Here is a 22610-nt window from a genome sequence, read left to right as displayed (position 1 = left end):
GATGACTACGAAAAAACTGGCACTTGCGGCTTTATTTATCAGCTTGTCCGCAATAGGGGGAATGATTAAAATTCCGCTCGGCATTGCGTCTATTGCACTCGATGCAACACCGGCGCTAGTAGCGGTACTATTTTTTTCAGCTCCACTTGTTGGGACTATTGCGGCATTTGGTCATTTGATTTCCGCATTGTTCGGAGGCATGCCACTCGGACCGTTTCACTTAATAATTGCAATTGAAATGGGGGTAATCGTATGGCTGTTCGCAAAATTGCATCATGCAGGAAAGTATAGGCTGAAATGGGTGGCATTTATCATTGGTAACGGAGTGGTAGCGGCAGTGCCGTTTTACTTCTTATTGTCACCAGCGTTTTTTTATGCCGCCTTACCTGGGTTACTAATTGCAGCTTCTATCAATGCTGGAGTCGCGGCGCTCTTACTGCCTTATGTGTTGAAGGCTAGCGGAGGGTCAGGACATGCGACATGAATTGTTGATAGATGGATTTGTCATAACTTCAGATAATTCGGCAGCAATCGGTAGAAAAGAACAAGATGTGATAAAAATTTCTGATGCCGTTACAGCAAAGTTTGCGGCACGTGTTGCATTGCTCGAACAATGGGCAGCAGGTAGCGAACCGCAAGCGATACTGATTCACAATTTTAGTGGAGCTTCTAGTTGGGATTATTACATCGAAGGGGTAACCGAGCTTTTTGCGGAATCGCAATCAACTCTACCGCTCATTTCAGGGAGTACGGAAACCAATATGCCTACAGTGCAATCAGGTATCTCTGTAACGATGATTGGAAAAGGCCAACGAAAGCAAATGTCTGTCGGATCTTTGCAGTGGTTTGTTTACGGCGTTCCGCTAGTAGGCCAAGAAGTGTTGACGAATGAGCATCAAACTGCCAATCTAGCTCTCCTTAAAAAAGCGCTTGATTTATCTTTAGTAGAGCGAGTTTGGCCAGTCGGGTCAAAAGGAATTGCGGAAGAATTCGAATTGCTGATGAAGAGACCAGTGAAAATGTCAACATCCCTTGATACAAAAAAATCCAGTGGACCTGCGACATGTGTTTTAGTCGGTGTGCAACATGAAAATGCAGAACGTGCGATGCGATATTTTGGAGAGCATGTGTATCTAGTTGAATTTGTATAAAGCGAAAGCTGTATCCTGTAACGGGATGCGGCTTTCTTTAGTTAGCAAGACAATAACAAATTTCTGAATTTATTTACTGCAATGCTCCAAGTAGAAGGTGGAATTTGAAAACTCTTTTATATTTAGGTTGACTGAATGCTCATTCATATTTTAATATAGAACATAGTATCGACAAGTTGTAGTCATTCACGTAAACTTTGAGTAAGTTATTTTTTGAATATACACAACATAAGGGGGATATCGCGATGGAGCCATTGTTAATTGCAAACTGGATTTTATTCATAGCTGTAACCGCTTACGCTTTCTATCTCTTCATCTATTTATTGAAGTCGAGATATGATTTTATCCAACTCGGAAAAAAGGTCGAGTTTGAAGAGAATTTCAACGAGCGTTTGCGCAAAGTCATGGTCAACGTATTTGGTCAAAAAAAATTATTGAAAGATAAGAAGAGTGGAACGATTCACGTTATGTTCTTCTATGGATTCTTGCTAGTTCAGGCAAGTGCGATCGATTTTATCATTAAAGGCTTGTCTCCGGACTCGCATTTGCCGTTAGGACCGTTGTACCCGGCTTTCACATTCTTCCAAGAAATCGTGACGTTAACGATTTTGGTCGCAGTGATCTGGGCATTCTACAGACGTTATATTGAAAAACTTGTTCGCTTGAAACGCGGATGGAAATCAGGACTTGTTTTGATTTTCATTGGTGGCTTGATGGTTACTGTACTAATTGGTAACGGAATGAACATGAATTGGCATGGCCATGAAACTGCTTGGACTGAGCCAGTCGCCTCTTTAGTAGCTAGTGCATTTGCTTGGTTACCTGAAGCTGCAACCGTTACAATTTTCTACATCATGTGGTGGGCACATTTACTATTCCTACTTACATTCTTAGTTTACGTACCACAATCAAAACACGCTCACTTAATTTTTGGACCAGTTAACACGTGGTTCCATAGAGTTGATCATGTGGGTCGTTTAAAACCAATCAACTTTGAAGAAATGGAAGACGAAGAAGATCCAGATGCGATGCCATCATTTGGTGTTGGGAAAATCACTGATTTCTCGCAAAGCCAAATGATCGATTTCTACGCTTGCGTTGAATGTGGACGTTGTACGAATATGTGTCCAGCAACTGGTACAGGAAAAATGCTGTCGCCAATGGACTTGATTACAAAGCTTCGTGACAACCTGACAAATACAGGAGCAGTTATGACGCAGAAGAAACCTTGGGTGCCGGCAATGGCATTTAACAATACACAAGGAAATCAGTTGGCAATGGCTGCTGGTGCTGAAGGTATTACGATTGATGAACTTTACAGCCCGAGCTTAATCGGAGACGTTATCACAGAAGAAGAAATTTGGGCATGTACAACTTGCCGTAACTGTGAAGACCAATGTCCAGTTATGAATGAGCACGTAGATAAAATTATTGACCTTCGTCGTTACCTTGTTATGACAGAAGGAAAAATGGATCCAGATGCACAGCGAGCGATGACAAATATCGAACGTCAAGGAAATCCATGGGGTCTGAACCGTAAAGAAAAAGAAAACTGGAGAGATGCGCGTCCAGACATTCATATTCCTACGGTAAAAGAAATGAACAAAGCAGGAGAAGAATTCGAATTCTTATTCTGGGTTGGATCAATGGGATCATTCGATAGTCGTTCACAAAAAATCGCTTTGTCATTTGCTCGACTGATGAATGAGGCAGGCGTGAAATTCGCAATTCTCGGAAACAAAGAGAAAAACTCAGGTGATACACCACGTCGTCTTGGGAACGAATTCTTGTTCCAAGAACTTGCAACAGGCAATATTAAAGAATTTGAAAAAGCGGAGATTAAAAAAATCGTTACGATTGATCCGCATGCTTACAACATTTTCAAAAATGAATACCCAGATTTCGGTTTTAAAGCGGAAGTGTATCATCATACCGAAATGTTGTTCGATCTCGTTCAAGACGGTCGATTGAAACCACAATTCCCGGTAAACGAACGAATTACGTTCCATGATTCTTGCTACCTTGGACGCTATAACGATGTGTACGATGCACCGCGCGAAATATTGAAAGCGATCGAAGGCGTAGAATTGGTTGAAATGAAACGTAACCGTGAAGACGGCATGTGCTGTGGAGCTGGCGGCGGAATGATGTGGATGGAAGAAGATGCAGGTCATCGTGTTAACGTTGCCCGCACGGAACAAGCGCTCGAAGTGAGCCCAACAATGATTTCTTCTGGTTGTCCATACTGCTTGACGATGTTGTCAGACGGTACGAAAGCGAAAGAAGTTGAAGAACAAGTTGGAACTTATGATGTAGCCGAGCTATTGGAAATGGCTGTTCTAGGAAATAAAACGCCAGAACCAGAAACAATTATCCAATAAGTCGCTAGTCATTGAGTAAAAAAAAATTGCTTAATAACAGAAAATTAAGTAGAATAATAGAATAAGTATAAGAAAGAAGGGGAGTAGAATGCTCCCTTTTCTTTTGCATAAAAACCGAGCGAGCGTTCAGTCAATGAAATGTCAATAGAAAAATAACTCGCTTTATTTTTTTATTGAAATTGAAACCGTTTACAACGGAACACGTTAAGGGAGGAAAATCATCATGGCAAAAACAGTCATTATTGACGGAGCACGTACAGCATTTGGGAAATTCGGAGGAAACTTAAGCACATTATCAGCCAGTGACCTTGGAGCAGAAGCGATCAAAGCTGCAATGAGCCGCGCAGATATCCAACTAGATGATGTTCAAGAAGTAATCATGGGGAACGTTTTACAAGCTGGTCAAGGACAAATCCCATCCCGCCAAGCGGCAACAAAAGCAGGTATTCCATATAACGTTAAATCTGAAACAATCAATAAAGTATGCGCATCGGGCATGCGCAGTGTCACGTTAGCAGATCAAATTATCCGTTTAGGCGATGAAGAAGTAATCGTTGCAGGCGGTATGGAATCGATGTCCAACGCACCTTATTATTTACCAAAAGCACGTTGGGGTCTTCGCATGGGCGATTCACAAGTAATTGATGGCATGGTCCATGACGGCTTGTCTTGTTCATTCCACCCAGACAAAGTTCATATGGGAACTTACGGCAACTCAACTGCTGAAGACTTTGACTTGTCTCGTGAAGAGCAAGATAAATGGTCAGCTCGTTCGCATGAACGTGCGATCAAAGCAAAAGATTTGTTTGCTGAAGAAATCGTGGCAATCGACATCCCGCAACGCAAAGGAGATCCAATTACAGTTGATGTGGATGAATCTCCGCGCGCTAACTCAACAATTGAAGCATTGGCAAAACTAAAACCAGCATTCGGAAAAGACGGTACAATCACTGCCGGAAATGCACCAGGAATTAATGACGGTGCAGCGGCACTTGTATTAATGAGTGAAGAACGCGCACAAAAAGAAGGTAAAAATGTATTGGCTCATGTTCTTTCACATACAGAAGTGGCAATCGAACCACACCGTTTCCCTGAAACGCCAGGAATTGTCATTAACGAATTATTAAAGAAAACAGGTAAATCAATCGATGAAATTGATTTATTCGAAATCAACGAAGCTTTTGCAGCAGTTGCCTTAGCTAGTTCGAAAATTGCAGGACTTGATGCTGAAAAAGTTAACGTGAATGGCGGATCTGTAGCACTTGGCCACCCAATTGGGGCTAGCGGTGCACGCATTATCTTGACACTCGCTTACGAATTAAAACGTCGCGGTGGCGGCATTGGTATCGCAGCAATTTGCTCAGGTGGCGGACAAGGCGACGCGATCATGATTGAAGTTCCTAAGGAGGCAAAATAAGTATGTCGATTCAAAACGTAATGGTAATTGGAGCCGGACAAATGGGCTCTGGTATCGCGCAAGTTTGTGCACAAGCAGGATTAAATGTGAAGTTAAACGATATGAAACAAGAAGCATACGATAAAGGCATTGCAACAATCACCAAAAATTTATCACGCAATGTTGAAAAAGGGCGCATGACAGAAGATGAAAAAACAGCTGTACTTGGCCGCATTACATCTTCATTGGATTTAAAAGACGCACACGACGTCGATATCGTCATTGAAGCGGCTGTTGAGAACATGGCGATAAAGCATAGCATTTTTAAAACTTTAGACGAAGTGACACCAAAGCACGCAATATTAGCAACAAATACATCATCACTACCAATTACAGAAATTGCAGCAGTGACAAATCGTCCTGAACAAGTTATCGGCATGCATTTCATGAATCCGGTGCCGGTCATGAAATTAGTGGAAATTATTCGTGGCTTGGCAACTTCAGATGAAGTGTACAAAAAAGTAGAAGAAATGACCTTGCAACTTTCAAAAACACCTGTAGAAGTAAACGACTTCCCAGGATTTGTTTCGAATCGAATTCTTATGCCGATGATTAACGAAGCGATTTTCACACTTCAAGAAGGTGTCGCAACAAAAGAAGCAATCGATGACATTATGAAAATGGGTATGAACCATCCGATGGGACCGTTAGAACTGGCTGATTTTATCGGTCTTGATACGTGCCTGTATATTATGGAAGTGCTGCATGAAGGATTTGGCGACAGCAAATATCGTCCGAGCCCATTATTGCGCCAATACGTAAAAGCAGGATGGCTAGGTAAGAAAACCGGGCGCGGTTTCTATAACTACTCATAATATTTAGGAGGAACCGAAATGGATTTGCACTTTACAGATGAACAACTTATGATGCGCAACATGGTGCGAGATTTCGCGAAAGAAGAAATTACGCCTTTTATCGAAAATATGGAAAATGACGAATTTCCAACAGCTATTTTAAAGAAAATGGGCGAGCTTGGATTAATGGGGATTACCGCTCCTGAGAAATACGGTGGCTCGGAAATGGACTTTACTTCATATATCACGGCTATTCATGAATTATCGAAAGCTAGTGGTGTAATCGGAGTGATTCTATCTGTTCACACATCTGTTGGAACAAACCCGATTCTGAATTTCGGATCACAGCAACAAATTGAAAAATATGTGCCGAAACTGGCGACTGGTGAATACCTTGGCGCGTTTTGTTTAACAGAACCAGCTGCAGGGTCTGATGCAGGAAGTCTGAAAACAAAAGCCGTTCTAGACGGAGATGACTATGTATTAAATGGCTCAAAAGTCTTTATTACGAACGGCGGAGCAGCTGATACGTATATCGTTTTTGCTTCAACAAAACCAGCTGCAGGTTCTCGTGGGATTTCAGCTTTTATTGTTGAAAAAGATACTCCTGGTTTAATCATCGGTAAAAACGAAAAGAAAATGGGCCTTCACGGTTCGAAGACAGTTCAGTTAACATTTGAAAACATGCGCGTACCGGCTGAAAACTTATTAGGCGAAGAAAATAAAGGATTCAGCATCGCGATGGCGAATTTGAATGTTGGACGTATTGGAATTGCGGCACAAGCACTGGGCATCGCAGAAGCGGCTTATGAATACGCAGTGGCTTATGCGAAAGAACGTGAGCAATTCGGCAAACCAATTGCACAGCAACAAGGTATCGGCTTTAAACTAGCGGATATGGCGACGCAAGTAGAAGCGTCGAAATTGCTCGTTTATAACGCAGCTGATTTGTATTCAAAAGGAAAAGACTGCAACAAAGAGGCATCAATGGCCAAACTTTTTGCATCAAAAACAGCAATGGACGTCACAATTGAAGCCATTCAAGTATTCGGCGGTTACGGCTATACAAAAGACTATCCAGTTGAACGTTTATTCCGCGACGCTAAAGTAACGGAAATTTACGAAGGCACGAGTGAAATTCAACGCATCGTTATTAGCAAGCAACTAACCAAATAATTGGAGGAATATAAAAATGAATTTTCAACTATCTGAAGAACACCAAATGATCCGCAAAATGGTAAGAGATTTCGCAAACAAAGAAGTAGCTCCAACAGCAGAAGAGCGTGACGAAGAAGAGCGTTTTGACCGTGAAATTTTCGATAAAATGGCTGAACTTGGCCTAACAGGAATTCCATGGCCAGAAGAATACGGCGGAATTGGTTCGGATTATTTGGCGTACTGTATCGCAGTTGAAGAATTATCACGTGTTTGTGCATCGACTGGCGTTACATTATCAGCACATACTTCACTAGCTGGCTGGCCGGTATATACATTCGGAACAGAAGAACAAAAGCAAAAATACCTTCGTCCAATGGCTGAAGGAACAAAAATCGGCGCTTATGGCTTAACGGAACCATCTGCTGGATCTGACGCAGGTTCTATGCGCACATCGGCAAGAGAAGATGGCGATCATTACGTATTAAATGGGTCGAAAATCTTTATTACAAACGGTGGCATTGCAGACATTTATGTCGTTTTCGCTGTAACAGATCCAGAATCGAAACATAAAGGCACGACAGCGTTTATCGTTGAAAAAGACTTTGAAGGTTTCTCAGTCGGTAAAAAAGAACGCAAGCTAGGCATTCGTTCAAGCCCGACAACAGAAATTATTTTTGATAACTGCCGCGTACCAAAAGAAAACGTTTTAGGTGAACTTGGCCAAGGGTTCAAAATTGCGATGCAAACATTGGACGGCGGCCGTAACGGAATCGCAGCTCAAGCGGTCGGAATTGCACAAGGTGCACTTGATGCATCAATCGATTACGCAAAAGAGCGTGAGCAATTTGGCAAACCCATCTTGGTGAACCAAGGAGTTTCGTTCAAATTGGCAGATATGGCGACTTCAATCGAAGCTTCTCGTTTGTTGACATACCAAGCAGCTTGGCTAGAGTCGAACAAATTGTCATACAGCAAAGAGTCAGCAATGGCGAAATTGATGGCTGGCGATACAGCGATGAAAGTAACAGTGGAAGCGGTTCAAGTATTCGGTGGATACGGTTATACAAAAGATTATCCGGTTGAACGCTTTATGCGTGATGCGAAAATCACACAAATTTACGAAGGTACACAAGAAGTTCAGCGTTTAGTTATTTCCCGGATGGTCACCAAATAAGCGGAGGGTTGCCTTATGAACATAAAGCGTGAGATTGAGTCTTCCGTTAAAGATGAAAGCTTAATAGAAAAGCGCCGCGAACAAATGATTCGCGGCGCTGTCACGCTATTTAAAGAAAAAGGCTTTCACCGGACGACAACACGAGAAATTGCAAAAGCAGCAGGCTTTAGCATCGGAACTTTATACGAATACATTCGGACAAAAGAAGATGTGCTATATCTTGTTTGTGACTCGATTTATGACGAAGTGCATAGTCGGCTCGACCGATTGGATATTGAAAAAGGGTCGATTAGTGTTTTGGTATCAGCAATCGAACATTATTATACATTAATCGATGAGATGCAGGATGAATTTGTGGTCATGTACCAGGAATCCAAATCATTGCCAAAAGACGCATTAAATTATGTGTTAAATAAAGAACTCCAAATGATGGCGATTTTCGAACGCTTACTGACACAATGTGTCGAAAACGGAGAAATTCAAATGACACCAAAAGAAGTGGTCATGGCTGCCCATCATTTATTTGTACAAGGGCAAATGTGGGCTTTCAGACGGTGGGCATTAGACGATTTCACCATTCAGGAATTTATCGATATGCAAACTAAATTTCTTTTGCAGGGGATGGCAGGAGAAAATATCTCAATACAGGGGGCTAAATCATAATGGCGATCATTCAAGAAACAAAAACCTATCAGCCAAAAAACCATATCCGTTTTGTTACAGCTTCCAGCTTGTTTGACGGGCACGACGCATCGATCAACATTATGCGCCGTATTTTACAAGCAAGCGGTGCCGAAGTGATTCACTTAGGCCATAACCGTTCGGTTGAAGAAGTGGTCAATGCAGCGATTCAAGAAGATGTTCAAGGGATTTGTATTTCTTCTTATCAAGGCGGCCACATGGAATACTTCAAGTATATGTACGATTTACTCAAGGAAAAAGGCGCTTCGCATATCCGCATTTATGGCGGAGGCGGAGGCGTTATTTTGCCTCGTGAAATTAAAGAACTTGAAGCATATGGAGTTGCGGGTATTTTTTCACCTGAAGATGGTCGTAAAAAAGGCTTGCAAGGCATGATCACGGAAATCGTGGAAGAATGTGATTTTTCAACAGTTAAAGAAAATCAGTCTTTTGAAAACTTAACAACGGAAGAACCGGTTGTATTAGCAAATGCTATTACTGCGGCAGAAGAAGCGCATACTCGCGATACAGATACAACAGAATTGCTGAAAACCGTTCGTGAAAAAACGAAAAACACGCCGATTCTTGGAATTACCGGAACAGGCGGCGCTGGAAAAAGTTCGTTAACGGATGAATTGATTCGTCGTTTCTTATCTGAACTTCCAGATAAAAAAATTGCGATTTTATCAATCGATCCAACAAAACAAAAAACAGGCGGCGCACTTCTTGGTGACCGTATTCGTATGAATGCGATTTTCAACAAACGCGTCTTTATGAGAAGTCTTGCGACACGTGGGTCGCGTTCTGAGTTGTCAGGCGCAATCGGTGACGTTTTAGATGTCGTGAAATCGGCTGATTTTGACTTGATCGTTGTCGAAACAAGCGGAATTGGACAAGGCGATGCAGAAATTGCGAATTTCTCAGACGTTTCCATGTACGTTATGACGAGCGAATTTGGTGCTCCGTCACAACTTGAAAAAATCGATATGATCGATTACGCAGATTTAATTTGTATCAATAAATTCGAACGTAGTGGTTCACAAGACGCGCTTCGTCAAGTGCAAAAGCAGTACCAACGTAGCCGTTTACTGTGGGACAAAGAATTAGACGATATGCCAGTTTACGGCACAATCGCGAGTCAATTTAACGATAAAGGGACAAACTCGTTATTTGCAGCATTAGTAGGCAAAGTGAATGAAAAATGTGGAACGGATTGGGAAACGGATTACGATATATTCGTTAAAACACAAAAAGAAAACCTCATAATTCCAAACGAACGCCGCTATTATTTACGCGAGTTAACGGATACAGTTCGTGGCTATCATGCGAAAACAAAAGAGCAAGCAGCGTTTGCACGTCGTTTGTTCCAATTAGAAGGCGCAATCGAAGCCGTAAAAGAAAAAGCGCCGGATGATGCGTTAGTTGCTTCACTCGAATCGATTGCAGAAGGTGTTCGTGATGAACTAACAGCAGAATCAAAACGCATTCTAAACAATTGGGATGCCTTAAAAGAAATGTATGCTGGCGACGAATTCGTCACAACTGTACGTGACAAAGAAATTCGCACAATTTTACGTACGGAAAGCTTATCGGGCATTAAAGTGCCACGTGTAGTCTTGCCGAAATTCGTAGACTACGGCGAAATTTTGTCATGGGTTTATTTGGAGAACGCTCCAGGTTCATTCCCTTATACAGCTGGGGTATTCCCGTTCAAACGTGCAGGAGAAGATCCAAAGCGTCAATTTGCGGGTGAAGGTACGCCTGAACGCACAAACCGCCGATTCCATTACTTATCAAAAGATGACGATGCAAAACGTTTATCGACAGCATTTGACTCGGTAACGCTTTACGGCGAAGACCCGGATCACCGCCCGGATATTTACGGAAAAGTCGGCGAGTCAGGCGTATCGATTTGTACATTAGATGATATGAAGAAATTGTACGAAGGCTTTGATCTTTGTGCACCAACCACTTCTGTATCGATGACCATTAACGGACCGGCGCCAATTATTTTGGCGATGTTTATGAATACGGCAATTGACCAACAAGTAAAATTAAATGAAGAAAAACTAGGTCGCACGTTAACTGTGGTAGAATTTACAGAAGTTCGTGAAGGCACGCTACAAGTTGTTCGTGGAACAGTTCAAGCTGATATTTTAAAAGAAGACCAAGGGCAAAACACGTGTATCTTCTCGACTGAATTTGCATTGCGCATGATGGGCGACATTCAGCAATACTTTATCGACCATAAAGTACGCAACTATTACTCAGTATCGATTTCGGGTTACCATATTGCAGAAGCGGGTGCGAATCCGATTTCACAATTGGCGTTCACCCTGTCGAACGGTTTCACGTACGTGGAATATTATTTGAGCCGCGGTATGAACATCGATGACTTTGCACCAAACTTGTCATTCTTCTTCTCGAACGGACTAGATCCGGAGTATACGGTTATTGGACGTGTAGCACGTCGCATTTGGGCAGTCGTGATGCGCGATAAATACGGCGCGAACGAACGTAGCCAAAAACTGAAATACCATGTACAAACGTCAGGACGCAGCTTACACGCACAGGAAATCGATTTCAACGATATCCGGACAACGCTTCAAGCGTTAATGGCGCTACAGGACAACTGTAACTCGTTGCACACAAACGCTTATGATGAAGCCATCACAACGCCGACAGAAGAATCTGTTCGCCGTGCAATGGCCATTCAAATGATCATCACAAAAGAGCACGGTCTGTCGAAAAACGAGAACCCGCTACAAGGTGCGTTCATCATTGAAGAAATGACCCAATTGGTGGAAGAAGCGGTGCTAACTGAATTTGACCGTATCAACGACCGCGGAGGCGTCTTGGGCGCGATGGAAACACAATACCAGCGCGGCAAAATCCAAGAAGAGTCAATGCATTACGAAATGAAAAAACACACAGGCGAATTGCCAATTATCGGAGTCAACACTTACTTGAACCCGAATCCGCAATCTGACGACGACATTAACGCAATGGAAATCGCTCGCGCTACGACAGAAGAAAAAGAAACACAAATCAGCAACTTGCGCGCTTTCCAAGAACGCAACGATTCAACTGAGGCGCTAAATCGCTTAAAGCAAGTAGCGAAAACAGGCGGCAACATCTTTGAAGAATTGATGGAAACCGTAAAAGTCGCGAGTCTTGGCCAAATCACGACAGCTTTATATGAAGTTGGCGGACAATATAGACGTAATATGTAAGCTTGTATAAGCTGGATAAAAAAAGGTGGAACACTTGTCGAACGACAAGTGTTCCACCTTTTTTGCGCGGAGCGAGAGAAAAACGCGCGGAGCGAGAGAAAAACGCGCGGAGCGAGAGAAAAACGCGCGGAGCGAGAGAAAAACGCGCGGAGCGAGAGAAAAACGCGCGGAGCGAGAGAAAAACGCGCGGAGCGAGAGAAAAACGCGCGGAGCGAGAGAAAAACGCGCGGAGCGAGAGAAAAACGCGCGGAGCGAGAGAAAAACGCGCGGAGCGGAGCGAGAGAAAAACGCGCGGAGCGAGAGAAAAACGCGCGGAGCGAGAGAAAAACGCGCGGAGCGAGAGAAAAACGCGCGGAGCGAGAGAAAAACGCGCGGAGCGAGAGAAAAACGCGCGGAGCGAGAGAAAAACGCGCGGAGCGAGAGAAAAACGCGCGGAGCGAGAGAAAAACGCGCGGAGCGAGAGAAAAACGCGCGGAGCGAGAGAAAAACGCGCGGAGCGAGAGAAAAACGCGCGGAGCGAGAGAAAAACGCGCGGAGCGAGAGAAAAACGCGCGGAGCGAGAGAAAAACGCGCGGAGCGAGAGAAAAACGCGCGGAGCGAGAGAAAAACGCGCGGAGCGAGAGAAAAACGCGCGGAGCGAGAGAAATACGCGCGGAGCGAGAGAAATACGCGCGGAGCGAGAGAAAAACGCGCGGAGCGAGAGAAATACGCGCGGAGCGAGAGAAAAACGCGCGGAGCGAAAGAAAAACGCGCGGAGCGAAAGAAAAACGCGCGTTCCCACAAAAATACGCACACTCAGCAAGAATTCCGGAAAAAATAGAAATCCCAAAATAATTAATTCCCAAAACATCCTCCCCCGACCAAAAGTGTGACGCATTAATTGCGCATTTTTCTTTTTCAAAGAGAGACGCGGTCGATATCCCTCTCCATCTTCTGTATAATAAAAGAATACGTATCACAGAAATCAAGAAGGATGGATCCTATGCGAAAAGCTGTACACTACATAATCATCGCAATCTGTGTCATACTGATTTTCTTCCTGTACAATAAAGCTTTGGGATCGATTCCATTTATGGTTCTGGCGATTTATTTATTTTATTTCGGATGGAAACAAATAGATCCGAGAAAAAAGAATACACGGTAGCGGAGACTAGTTAGTTTGTATATAATGAATTAAGTTAAGAAGAAGAAGGGACGTGCACGGAATGAAAATTCGTGAATTATCTAAAGAAGAACTTATAGAAGAGTCGTTTGTTGACTTGACATATGCAATGTTGGAAGAAACGCACGAAACAAAAACGTATGCAGAACTCGTTGCAGAAATTGAGAAATTATTGAACTTGTCTAAAGAGGATATGAAAAATCGTTTAGTGCAATTCTATACGGATCTGAATATTGACGGACGCTTTTTAATCTTGGGCGAAAACCGTTGGGGTCTGCGTGAGTGGTACCCGGTTGAGCAAATTGAAGAAGAATCGGCACCAACTGTTAAAGCGCGTAAAAAGAAAGCAAAAGTTGCTGACGATGAAGGCTTTGACGATTTAGATGAATTGGCATTAGAAGATGAGTTGGAATTTGAAGATTTCGGCGAAGACGATGACGATGATGACGATGACGATGAAGTGGTTAAATCGCCTATCGAAGTGCTTGATTTTGATGCGGATGACGACAAAGATGAAGACGACGTATTAGTTGAAGACTTGGATGGCAATATCATCGATGACGAAGATGACGACGAAGACGAAGACGACGAAGAAGATGACTTGAAGTAATCTGAACATTTTTTCACCTTGACTTATGAGGCCAGACTGGATAATATTTTATTTGGGCTCCTTATAATAGGAGAGATGATTCGTACAGTTTACGCGCTCCCCTGCATGCAGCAGGCGGAGCGCTTTTTATTTTTTACCATTCGAGGAGGAAGCAGGAATGACGAAGTATATATTTGTAACCGGTGGCGTTGTATCATCGCTCGGAAAAGGAATTATAGCGGCATCATTAGGCCGTTTATTAAAAAACAGAGGATTGAATGTAACAATTCAAAAATTCGATCCGTACATCAATATTGATCCAGGAACCATGAGTCCATATCAGCACGGGGAAGTTTTTGTGACGAACGACGGAGCAGAAACGGATTTGGATCTTGGTCATTACGAGCGCTTTATCGACATCAATTTAAATAAATACTCGAATGTGACAACAGGGAAAGTGTATTCCACTGTAATTCAAAAAGAACGTCGCGGCGATTACTTGGGCGGAACAGTTCAAGTCATTCCGCATATCACGAATGAGATTAAAGACCGCTTGTTGCGTGCTGCGAAAACTGCAAATGCCGATGTTGTTATCACTGAAATTGGTGGAACAGTTGGCGATATCGAATCACTGCCATTCTTAGAAGCGATTCGTCAAATGAAATCAGACCTTGGCCGTGAAGAAGTAATGTACGTTCACTGTACGTTAATCCCTTACCTTGGTGCAGCGAAAGAAATGAAGACAAAACCAACTCAGCATAGCGTAAAAGAGCTTCGTAGCCTTGGGATTCAGCCAAACCTAATTGTTGTGCGCACAGAACACCCAGTGCCACAAGACATGAAAGATAAAATTGCGTTGTTCTGCGATATCAAATCAGAAGAAGTTATCGAATCACGCGATGTTGACGTGATTTACGAAATGCCTCTTCGTTTGCAAGAGCAGCATATGGATCAAATCGTTTTAGATCATTTCGGAATCGAAGCACCAGAAGCAGACATGACGGATTGGAAAGCACTTGTTGAGAAAGTACAATCTCTTAAAAAGAGCGTTCGTATCGGCCTAGTTGGTAAATACGTTGAGCTTCAAGATGCTTATATTTCTGTCGTAGAAGCGTTAAAGCATGCCGGCTTTGCATTCGATTCTGAAATCGAAGTGGATTGGATTAATGCTGAACACGTAACTGCTGAAAATGTTGCAGAAAAACTAAAAGATTGCGATGGCATCTTGGTTCCTGGTGGATTTGGAGATCGGGGTGTTGAAGGGAAAATTGCGGCAACTCAGTATGCACGCGAAAACAATGTACCGTTCTTCGGTATTTGCTTAGGCATGCAATTGGCATCTGTTGAATTTGCTCGCAACATTATGAACTTAGAAGGCGCACATTCTTCTGAATTGAACGCAAAAACTGCTTACCCAGTTATCGATTTACTACCTGAACAACAAGACATCGAAGATTTAGGCGGTACACTTCGTCTTGGATTGTACCCTGCGAAACTTGAAAAAGGTTCAAGAGCGCACGAAGCCTATGGCGAAGAGTTAGTATATGAAAGACACCGTCACCGTTATGAATTCAACAACGAATACCGTGAAGCTTTCGAAAACGCTGGATTCAAATTTACAGGCACGAGCCCAGATGGTCGTCTAGTGGAAATTATTGAAGTGACTGACCATCCTTGGTTTGTGGCTTGTCAATTCCACCCAGAGTTTATCTCACGTCCAAATCGTCCGCAGCCATTGTTCCGTGACTTTGTTAAAGCGGCTATCGCTAACAAATAAACGACAAAAGCCTTCCCTTGAGAAAAGGGAAGGCTTTTGTATATAAAGTTATTTATTCTGCTAGTAGTTTATCAATGCGCAATTTAACGGCATAATAAACATAAAGCCCAGCTAAGGCATGCGGAACTAACGCAGCTTTGCCGTCGTCCTGTACAAGGGAAGTTTCTACACTAGTTAAGGGGAGGAAAGCCTCGGCGAATTCACTGTCTTTTGAAGGTGGTGCAACAAGCGCAAAAGGGATGCTAGCATCCGACAACCGACCGGCAAGTTCTGAAGCTTCGCTATTAGGTGTCAAAATGAAGACGCGATCGATACTCGTAACAATGCTTGCTGGCGACCATTCAGCCGCATTTTGCAAAGGTTCATCGCTATGCAATGCAACAGCTGTCACAGCCTTCATGTCACCGAAAGCAGCGATGAAAATTGTGCCTTCTGCGATAGTAGCTTGCGCTAATACAGCAGCGATGCTGTCGATTGCTTCATGTTCTTCTGAAAGATGCTCGAACAAGCGAGTCAATTGAATTGTGAATAAATCCATAAAATCACCTCGTTTAAAAAAGTATAACAGATAAAGGAGAGGCTCTTTTTGAAAACGGTTTTAATAGTAGATGATCAACCAGGAATCCGGCTGTTGTTAAAAGAAGTCTTCACCAAAGAAGGTTACCAAACGGTAACGGCTGGAAGTGGTTTAGAGGCGATTGAAAAAGTTCAGGAATCCCCACCAGACCTTGTTTTATTAGATATGAAAATTCCAGGGATGGATGGTATCGAAATCTTGAAACGCTTGAAAAACAACAACCCTAGCATTCATGTAATGATGATGACTGCATACGGAGAACTTGACCTGATTAGAGAGTCCATTAATTGGGGGGCAGAGCATTATTTTACTAAGCCTTTTGATGTCTTTGAAGTTCGCGATGCTGTTAAGCAATTATTAGATCAGTAATTGGGGAAGAAGTGGCGTAAATAGTGGGTTTTTGATATAGTATAAAAGATATTCGCTTTAAACATTGCTGAGGAGGAAATTTGAATGCCGTTAGTTTCTATGAAAGAAATGATGATAAAAGGTAAAGAAGAAGGATACGCAATTGGTCAATTCAATTTAAATAATTTAGAGTTCACACAGGCTATTCTTCAAGCCGCACAAGAGCAAAACTCTCCAGTTATTTGTGGAGTTTCTGAAGGTGCTGCTCGTTACATGGGTGGATTCACAACAGTTGTTAATATGGTTAAAGGATTAATGCATGACTATAAAATTACAGTTCCCGTGGCAATTCATTTAGATCACGGTTCGAGCTTTGAAAAATGTAAAGAAGCGATTGATGCAGGATTCACATCAGTTATGATTGATGCTTCTCATCACTCGTTCGAAGAAAACATTGAAATCACAAAACAAGTGGTAGAATATGCTCGCCAAAATAATGTTTCTGTTGAAGCTGAATTAGGAACTGTTGGTGGACAAGAAGACGATATTATTGCGGACGGCGTTATTTATGCTGATCCACAAGAGTGCAAGCAAATGGTTGACCAAACGGGTATTGATTGCCTAGCGCCTGCTCTGGGTTCTGTTCATGGTCCTTACAAAGGAGAACCGAATCTAGGATTTAAAGAAATGGAAGAAATTTCACAGCTATGTGACGTGCCACTTGTCTTACACGGTGGAACAGGAATTCCGTTAAAAGATATTCAACGTGCTGTATCTCTCGGTACATCAAAAATTAACGTGAATACAGAAAGCCAAATTACATCAGCTCAAGCAGTTCGCGAAGCATTAAACAACGATCCGGATGTTTACGATCCACGTAAATACATGGGACCAGCTCGCGAAGCCATTAAAAAGACGGTAATGGGTAAAATGAGTGAGTTTGGAAGTTCTCAAAAAGCATAAGCATAAAACAAAAAAGAGGAGAGAGAAGCGTTCGAAAGACGTCTTCTCTTTTTCCCATGATACTGGAGGAGAAAAAACAATGAAATTTTTTATTGATACAGCAAACTTTGATGAAATTAAAGAAGCGCACGCTTGGGGGATTCTTTCAGGTGTAACTACAAATCCATCATTGGTGGCAAAAGAAAAAAATGTCTCATTCCATGATCGCTTAAAAGAAATCGCAGCGCTTGTTGATGGTTCAATTAGCGGAGAAGTTATTGCACTTGATGCAGAAGGCATGATCAAAGAAGGCCGTGAGCTTGCGGATCTTGCTCCAAACATCACAGTGAAATTACCAATGACACCAGAAGGCTTAAAAGCTTGTTCTGTTCTTGCTTCAGAAGGTAAAAAAGTAAACGTTACGTTGATCTTCAGCGCTAACCAAGCATTGCTTGCAGCACGTGCAGGAGCGGCTTACGTTTCTCCATTCCTTGGACGTCTTGATGATATCGGACATAACGGCATGGACTTAATCGCAACAATCGCAGAAATGTTTGCAATCCACGACATTTCTTCAGAAATTATTGCAGCATCTATCCGTCACCCACAGCACGTTACAGAAGCTGCTTTGAACGGTGCACATATCGCTACAATGCCGATTAAAGTTATGCACCAAATGTTCAAGCACCCATTAACAGATCAAGGAATTGAAGCGTTCCTTGCAGATTGGGAAAAGCGTTCAGTTTAAAATAATATGAGATAAAAATAATCAGTATCCTTCTTACATGTTAAAGTAGGAAGGGTACTGACCGCTTGAGCGGAGAAAACCTAAGTTGTGATCGGCAATTCGTTTTACGGCCGAACCAATTGAACTTTTCAGGCTAGCTAAACGGTCGGGAAAGTGGATAAAGGAGAAATTTAATGGATGTTTATAAAATAAAGGGCGGCAACCGCCTTTCCGGAACAATTAAAGTAAATGGTGCTAAAAATAGTGCGGTTGCTTTGATTCCTGCATCGATTTTGGCGAATTCGCCTGTATCAATTGAAGGATTGCCGGGAATTTCTGATGCATGGACACTGAAAAGTATTTTGGAAGAAATCGGTGGAGAAGTAACGTTTGAAGATGGAACGATGAATATTGATCCAACGAAAATGATCGATATGCCATTACCAAACGGCAACGTCAAAAAATTGCGAGCATCTTACTACATGATGGGCGCGATGCTTGGACGTTTTAAACATGCTGCAATCGGTCTTCCGGGCGGCTGTTTCTTAGGGCCTCGTCCAATCGACCAACATATTAAAGGCTTTGAAGCGCTTGGGGCCAAAGTAACAAACGAACATGGCGCAATTTATTTGCGTGCCGATGAACTTCGCGGAGCTAAAATTTACCTAGATGTAGTTAGTGTTGGAGCAACCATCAATATTATGTTGGCAGCTGTTATGGCAAAAGGTCAGACAACGATCGAAAATGCTGCAAAAGAGCCAGAAATTATTGATGTAGCAACTTTATTGACGAATATGGGTGCGAAAATCAAAGGCGCTGGAACGGATGTTATCCGAATCGACGGAGTTGAAGAATTGCATGGCACAAATCATACCATCATTCCTGACCGTATCGAAGCTGGAACATTTATGATTATGGCAGCTGCTGTAGGCGACGGCGTAACAATTGATAACGTTATTCCATTCCATATGGAAGCGTTGACTGCTAAATTACGTGAAATGGGCGTTGATGTGCAAGAAGGCGAAGAATCGATTTATATTCCAAAGTCGAATCAACTGAATGCAATTGATGTGAAGACATTGGTTTATCCTGGATTCCCAACCGATCTGCAACAACCGTTTTCTGTCTTAATGACTCAAGCTCATGGATCTTCTATGATTACGGATACGATTTATTCAGCTCGCTTTAAGCATATTGACGAACTTCGTCGGATGAATGCAAGTGGCCGTGTCGAAGGAAGAGCGGCGATTGTGACAGGTCCAACCCCGTTGACATCTGCAACCGTAGTAGCATCTGACTTACGTGCAGGAGCAGCTCTAGTGATTGCTGGTTTACTTGCAGAAGGTGAAACTGAAATTCGTGAAATTTATCATATCGAACGAGGCTATTCATCTATTATTGAAAAATTACAAGGTTTAGGTGCTGATATACGGAGAGAAACAATTGATCCGGTAACTAGCATGAAGTCTGACCTTAGCCAAGACGCGAATTGACTCTCTTTTAGTGCAAAAATATATGCTACAATAATACAGATATAGTTAATGCCGAACGGGAGGAACTAATAGTATGGAACGAAGTCTATCGATGGAATTAGTACGGATCACCGAAGCGGCAGCAATTGCTTCTTCAAAATGGATGGGCCGTGGCTTGAAGAACGAAGCAGATGACGCAGCAACTACAGCTATGAGAAAAGTATTTGATACGATTCCAATGCGTGGAGTTGTCGTCATTGGTGAAGGTGAAATGGACGAGGCACCTATGCTTTATATCGGTGAAGAGTTAGGTACAGGTAATGGTCCAGAAGTGGATGTTGCCGTAGATCCTCTAGAAGGCACAAATATTGTCGCAGCGGGTGGATGGAATGCGTTAGCAGTTCTAGCAATCGCTGACCGCGGTAACCTTTTAAATGCACCTGATATGTATATGGAAAAAATCGCGGTTGGGCCGGAATCAGTAGGCAAAATCGATATTAATGCACCAGTCATTGATAACCTTCGTGCAGTGGCAAAAGCCAAAAATAAAAACATCGAAGAAGTTGTTGCTACATTGATGGATCGACCACGTCATCAAGACATCATCGATCAAATCCGTGCAGCAGGCGCTCGTATCAAACTAATTTCGGATGGCGATGTAGCTGGTGCGATTAATACAGCTTTTGACCAAACCGGAGTCGATATTTTATTCGGTATCGGTGGTGCACCTGAAGGCGTTATCGCTGCAGTTGGCTTGAAATGCCTCGGTGGTGAAATTCAAGGGAAACTTCTTCCTCAAAACGAAGAAGAAGCACAGCGTTGCATCGACATGGGCATTGACGTAAGCAAAGTCTTAATGATGGATGACCTTGTTAAAGGCGATGACGCTATTTTTGCAGCAACTGGTGTTACTGACGGCGAACTGCTAAAAGGCGTTCAGCTAAAAGGTGGTTTTGCAGAAAGCCATACATTGGTTATGCGTGCAAAATCAGGAACAATCCGCTTTATCGAAGGGCGTCACAGCCTAGATAAAAAGCCGAATCTTGTAATGAACGATTAACGATCCTACTTCATAAAATGAGTCCGGCATTTTGCCGGACTTCTTCTTTAAAGATCTTCTCAATCATTCACTACTGATCCTCAATATTTCTACAAACAAAAATAATACAAATAAGAGTGGTGTCCGATACATGGCAACGATTACAATTTCCGCATTGGAGAATATGACGTTAAAAGAGCTTTATAATTTGGCGAAAGAATACAAACTAACGAATTACAGTAAGTTAACCAAAAAGGAACTTATTTTTGCGATTTTAAAAACACGCGCAGAGCAAGAAGGCTTTTTCTTTATGGAAGGCGTACTAGAAATTATTCAATCAGAAGGCTTTGGTTTCTTGCGACCAATCAACTACTCACCAAGTTCGCAGGACATTTACATTTCTGCTTCACAAATACGCCGTTTTGACTTGAGAAATGGCGATAAAGTTTCAGGGAAAGTGCGTCCGCCAAAAGAAAATGAACGATATTTTGGTTTGCTTCAAGTAGAAGCGGTAAACGGCGAAGATCCAGAAGTGGCAAAAGAACGCGTCCATTTCCCAGGACTTACTCCGCTTTATCCAGATCGCCACATTCGTTTAGAAACGACACCGGCACATTTATCTACCCGCATCATGGATTTAGTTTCACCTGTTGGATTTGGTCAGCGTGGCTTGATTGTAGCGCCACCAAAAGCAGGGAAGACCATGTTGTTAAAAGAAATCGCCAATTCAATTACAACCAATCACCCAGAAGCCGAATTAATCGTTTTACTAATTGATGAACGTCCAGAAGAAGTGACGGATATCGAGCGCTCTGTAGACGCTGATGTTGTGTCGTCAACATTTGATGAAGTGCCTGAAAATCATGTGAAAGTGGCAGAGCTTGTTCTTGAACGTGCGATGCGCCTTGTTGAACATAAACGTGATGTTGTTATTTTAATGGACTCGATTACTCGTTTAGCACGAGCATATAATTTGGTTATTCCGCCAAGTGGTCGTACACTATCAGGAGGAATTGACCCGGCTGCTTTTCATAGACCTAAACGCTTTTTTGGAGCAGCACGTAATATTGAAGAAGGTGGAAGCTTAACAATTTTAGCCACAGCTTTAGTAGAAACCGGGTCACGTATGGACGAAGTCATTTACGAGGAATTTAAAGGAACAGGCAATATGGAATTGCATCTTGATCGTTCTTTGGCAGAGCGCCGTATCTTCCCAGCACTTGATATGCGCCGTTCTGGTACACGTAAAGAAGAGTTGCTCATCGAACCAACACAGCTTGAAAAGCTTTGGGCGATTCGAAAAACTTTCTCTGATTCGCATGATTTCGGAGAGCGTTTCCTAAAAAAATTAGGCCAAACAGATACCAATGAAGAATTTTTCGAGCAATTGGCTACGGAAATGAAAACGCATCGAAGCAATAAGAAGATGATCTAACTACTTGCAAAGAATGCAGGTATTTGATATGATATTGTTAGTGATTTAAATCAAAGCTATTGCATATACGGTCTAAAGAACCGTGTAAGGCAATAGTAAAATAGATTAAACTCTGTTCCAGATGGTTCAGGGCGAGAGGAGAAAATTATTATGAAAACAGGAATTCACCCAGATTACAAACAAGCTACAGTAACTTGCTCATGTGGGAACTCTTTCACAACTGGTTCTGTAAAAGAAAACATCAACGTTGAGCTTTGCTCTGAATGTCATCCATTCTATACTGGACGTCAGAAATTCGCAGCAGCAGACGGCCGCGTAGATCGTTTCAACAAAAAGTACGGCTTAAAAGAAGAAATCAACGAGTAATATTTGCTCAGCATCAGACTGGAAATGGAAATTTTCAATTTGCGAATTTCCATCATCCAGTCTTTTGCTTTCAAGTATCAATTAAAATTATACCTGCCTCGCGCGAAAACGCCAGGCGGGTATTTTTTTCGTTTTAAATCTGAAAAAA

At 42.5% G+C, this 22610-nt stretch carries 20 protein-coding genes; 18 read left to right on the top strand and 2 right to left on the bottom strand.

The window, feature by feature from the left end; translation table 11 throughout:
* Position 1: 1 nt before the first annotated feature.
* The 9 genes from BBI08_RS13710 (at position 2) to icmF (ending at position 12028) form a co-directional block, all read left to right on the top strand.
* Positions 2-484, top strand: a complete 483-nt coding sequence (locus BBI08_RS13710; RefSeq protein WP_065528220.1) for an ECF transporter S component — start codon at positions 2-4, stop codon at positions 482-484.
* A complete protein-coding gene (locus BBI08_RS13705; RefSeq protein ID WP_065528219.1) occupies positions 474-1151 on the top strand; it encodes an alpha-ribazole-5-phosphate synthase in 678 nt (225 codons plus the stop codon). Before BBI08_RS13710 ends, BBI08_RS13705 begins: the two co-directional genes overlap by 11 nt.
* A gap of 245 nt (positions 1152-1396) precedes the next feature.
* Positions 1397-3532: a (Fe-S)-binding protein gene (locus BBI08_RS13700; protein ID WP_008496875.1), complete on the top strand. Its 2136-nt coding sequence runs from the start codon at positions 1397-1399 to the stop codon at positions 3530-3532.
* A gap of 223 nt (positions 3533-3755) precedes the next feature.
* The gene (locus BBI08_RS13695; protein WP_008496876.1) at positions 3756-4949 is read left to right on the top strand and encodes an acetyl-CoA C-acetyltransferase; all 1194 of its coding nucleotides are present in this window, start codon (positions 3756-3758) and stop codon (positions 4947-4949) included.
* A gap of 2 nt (positions 4950-4951) precedes the next feature.
* A complete protein-coding gene (locus tag BBI08_RS13690; protein WP_008496877.1) occupies positions 4952-5803 on the top strand; it encodes a 3-hydroxybutyryl-CoA dehydrogenase in 852 nt (283 codons plus the stop codon).
* A gap of 18 nt (positions 5804-5821) precedes the next feature.
* Positions 5822-6958, top strand: a complete 1137-nt coding sequence (locus tag BBI08_RS13685) for an acyl-CoA dehydrogenase (protein ID WP_008496879.1) — start codon at positions 5822-5824, stop codon at positions 6956-6958.
* Between the two features lie 16 nt (positions 6959-6974).
* Positions 6975-8114, top strand: coding sequence for an acyl-CoA dehydrogenase (locus BBI08_RS13680; protein ID WP_008496880.1), 1140 nt, complete (start codon positions 6975-6977; stop codon positions 8112-8114).
* A 15-nt stretch (positions 8115-8129) separates the two neighbouring features.
* Positions 8130-8777, top strand: a complete 648-nt coding sequence (locus BBI08_RS13675) for a TetR/AcrR family transcriptional regulator (protein WP_008496881.1) — start codon at positions 8130-8132, stop codon at positions 8775-8777.
* Positions 8777-12028, top strand: a complete 3252-nt coding sequence (gene icmF / locus BBI08_RS13670; RefSeq protein ID WP_008496882.1) for a fused isobutyryl-CoA mutase/GTPase IcmF — start codon at positions 8777-8779, stop codon at positions 12026-12028. Before BBI08_RS13675 ends, icmF begins: the two co-directional genes overlap by 1 nt.
* Here the strand turns inward: icmF and BBI08_RS17050 are convergent.
* On the bottom strand, positions 11979-12929 hold the full coding sequence (locus BBI08_RS17050; protein WP_205847836.1) for a hypothetical protein: 951 nt from the start codon (positions 12927-12929) through the stop codon (positions 11979-11981). The two genes, icmF and BBI08_RS17050, sit on opposite strands and share 50 nt — an antisense overlap.
* Positions 12930-13233: 304 nt before the next feature.
* Between BBI08_RS17050 and rpoE the strand changes: the two genes are divergently transcribed.
* Complete coding sequence (gene rpoE, locus BBI08_RS13660; protein ID WP_008496883.1) at positions 13234-13800, top strand: DNA-directed RNA polymerase subunit delta; 567 nt, start codon at positions 13234-13236, stop codon at positions 13798-13800.
* 157 nt (positions 13801-13957) lie between these two features.
* On the top strand, positions 13958-15556 hold the full coding sequence (locus BBI08_RS13655; RefSeq protein WP_008496884.1) for a CTP synthase: 1599 nt from the start codon (positions 13958-13960) through the stop codon (positions 15554-15556).
* Between the two features lie 52 nt (positions 15557-15608).
* On the opposite strand, the gene BBI08_RS13650 is transcribed toward BBI08_RS13655, so the two are convergent.
* Positions 15609-16094 (bottom strand): DUF2529 family protein, encoded by a 486-nt coding sequence (locus tag BBI08_RS13650; RefSeq protein ID WP_008496885.1) that lies wholly within the window; start codon positions 16092-16094, stop codon positions 15609-15611.
* Positions 16095-16142: 48 nt separating this feature from the next.
* On the opposite strand from BBI08_RS13650, the gene BBI08_RS13645 reads away from it, so the two are divergent.
* The 7 genes from BBI08_RS13645 to rpmE all read left to right on the top strand — a co-directional run bounded on the left by BBI08_RS13645 (position 16143) and on the right by rpmE (position 22462).
* Entirely contained in the window at positions 16143-16502 is a 360-nt protein-coding gene (locus tag BBI08_RS13645; RefSeq protein ID WP_008496886.1) for a response regulator, read from the top strand.
* 84 nt (positions 16503-16586) lie between these two features.
* Positions 16587-17444 (top strand): class II fructose-bisphosphate aldolase, encoded by an 858-nt coding sequence (locus BBI08_RS13640; RefSeq protein WP_008496887.1) that lies wholly within the window; start codon positions 16587-16589, stop codon positions 17442-17444.
* Positions 17445-17523: 79 nt separating this feature from the next.
* A complete protein-coding gene (gene fsa / locus BBI08_RS13635) occupies positions 17524-18171 on the top strand; it encodes a fructose-6-phosphate aldolase (RefSeq protein WP_008432977.1) in 648 nt (215 codons plus the stop codon).
* A gap of 173 nt (positions 18172-18344) precedes the next feature.
* Positions 18345-19643, top strand: a complete 1299-nt coding sequence (locus BBI08_RS13630) for a UDP-N-acetylglucosamine 1-carboxyvinyltransferase (protein ID WP_008496888.1) — start codon at positions 18345-18347, stop codon at positions 19641-19643.
* Positions 19644-19716: 73 nt separating this feature from the next.
* Positions 19717-20682 carry a class II fructose-bisphosphatase gene (gene glpX, locus BBI08_RS13625; protein ID WP_008496889.1) on the top strand — a complete coding sequence of 322 codons (966 nt, stop codon included), beginning with the start codon at positions 19717-19719 and terminating at the stop codon, positions 20680-20682.
* A gap of 130 nt (positions 20683-20812) precedes the next feature.
* A complete protein-coding gene (rho, locus tag BBI08_RS13620; RefSeq protein WP_008496890.1) occupies positions 20813-22096 on the top strand; it encodes a transcription termination factor Rho in 1284 nt (427 codons plus the stop codon).
* A gap of 150 nt (positions 22097-22246) precedes the next feature.
* The gene (gene rpmE, locus BBI08_RS13615) at positions 22247-22462 is read left to right on the top strand and encodes a 50S ribosomal protein L31 (protein WP_008432981.1); all 216 of its coding nucleotides are present in this window, start codon (positions 22247-22249) and stop codon (positions 22460-22462) included.
* Positions 22463-22610 lie beyond the last annotated feature (148 nt).

The organism is Planococcus halocryophilus (assembly GCF_001687585.2).
Classification (GTDB): domain Bacteria; phylum Bacillota; class Bacilli; order Bacillales_A; family Planococcaceae; genus Planococcus; species Planococcus halocryophilus.
The sequence above is the reverse complement of the archived record's forward strand: the minus strand, read 5'-3'. Positions and strand labels throughout refer to the sequence as shown.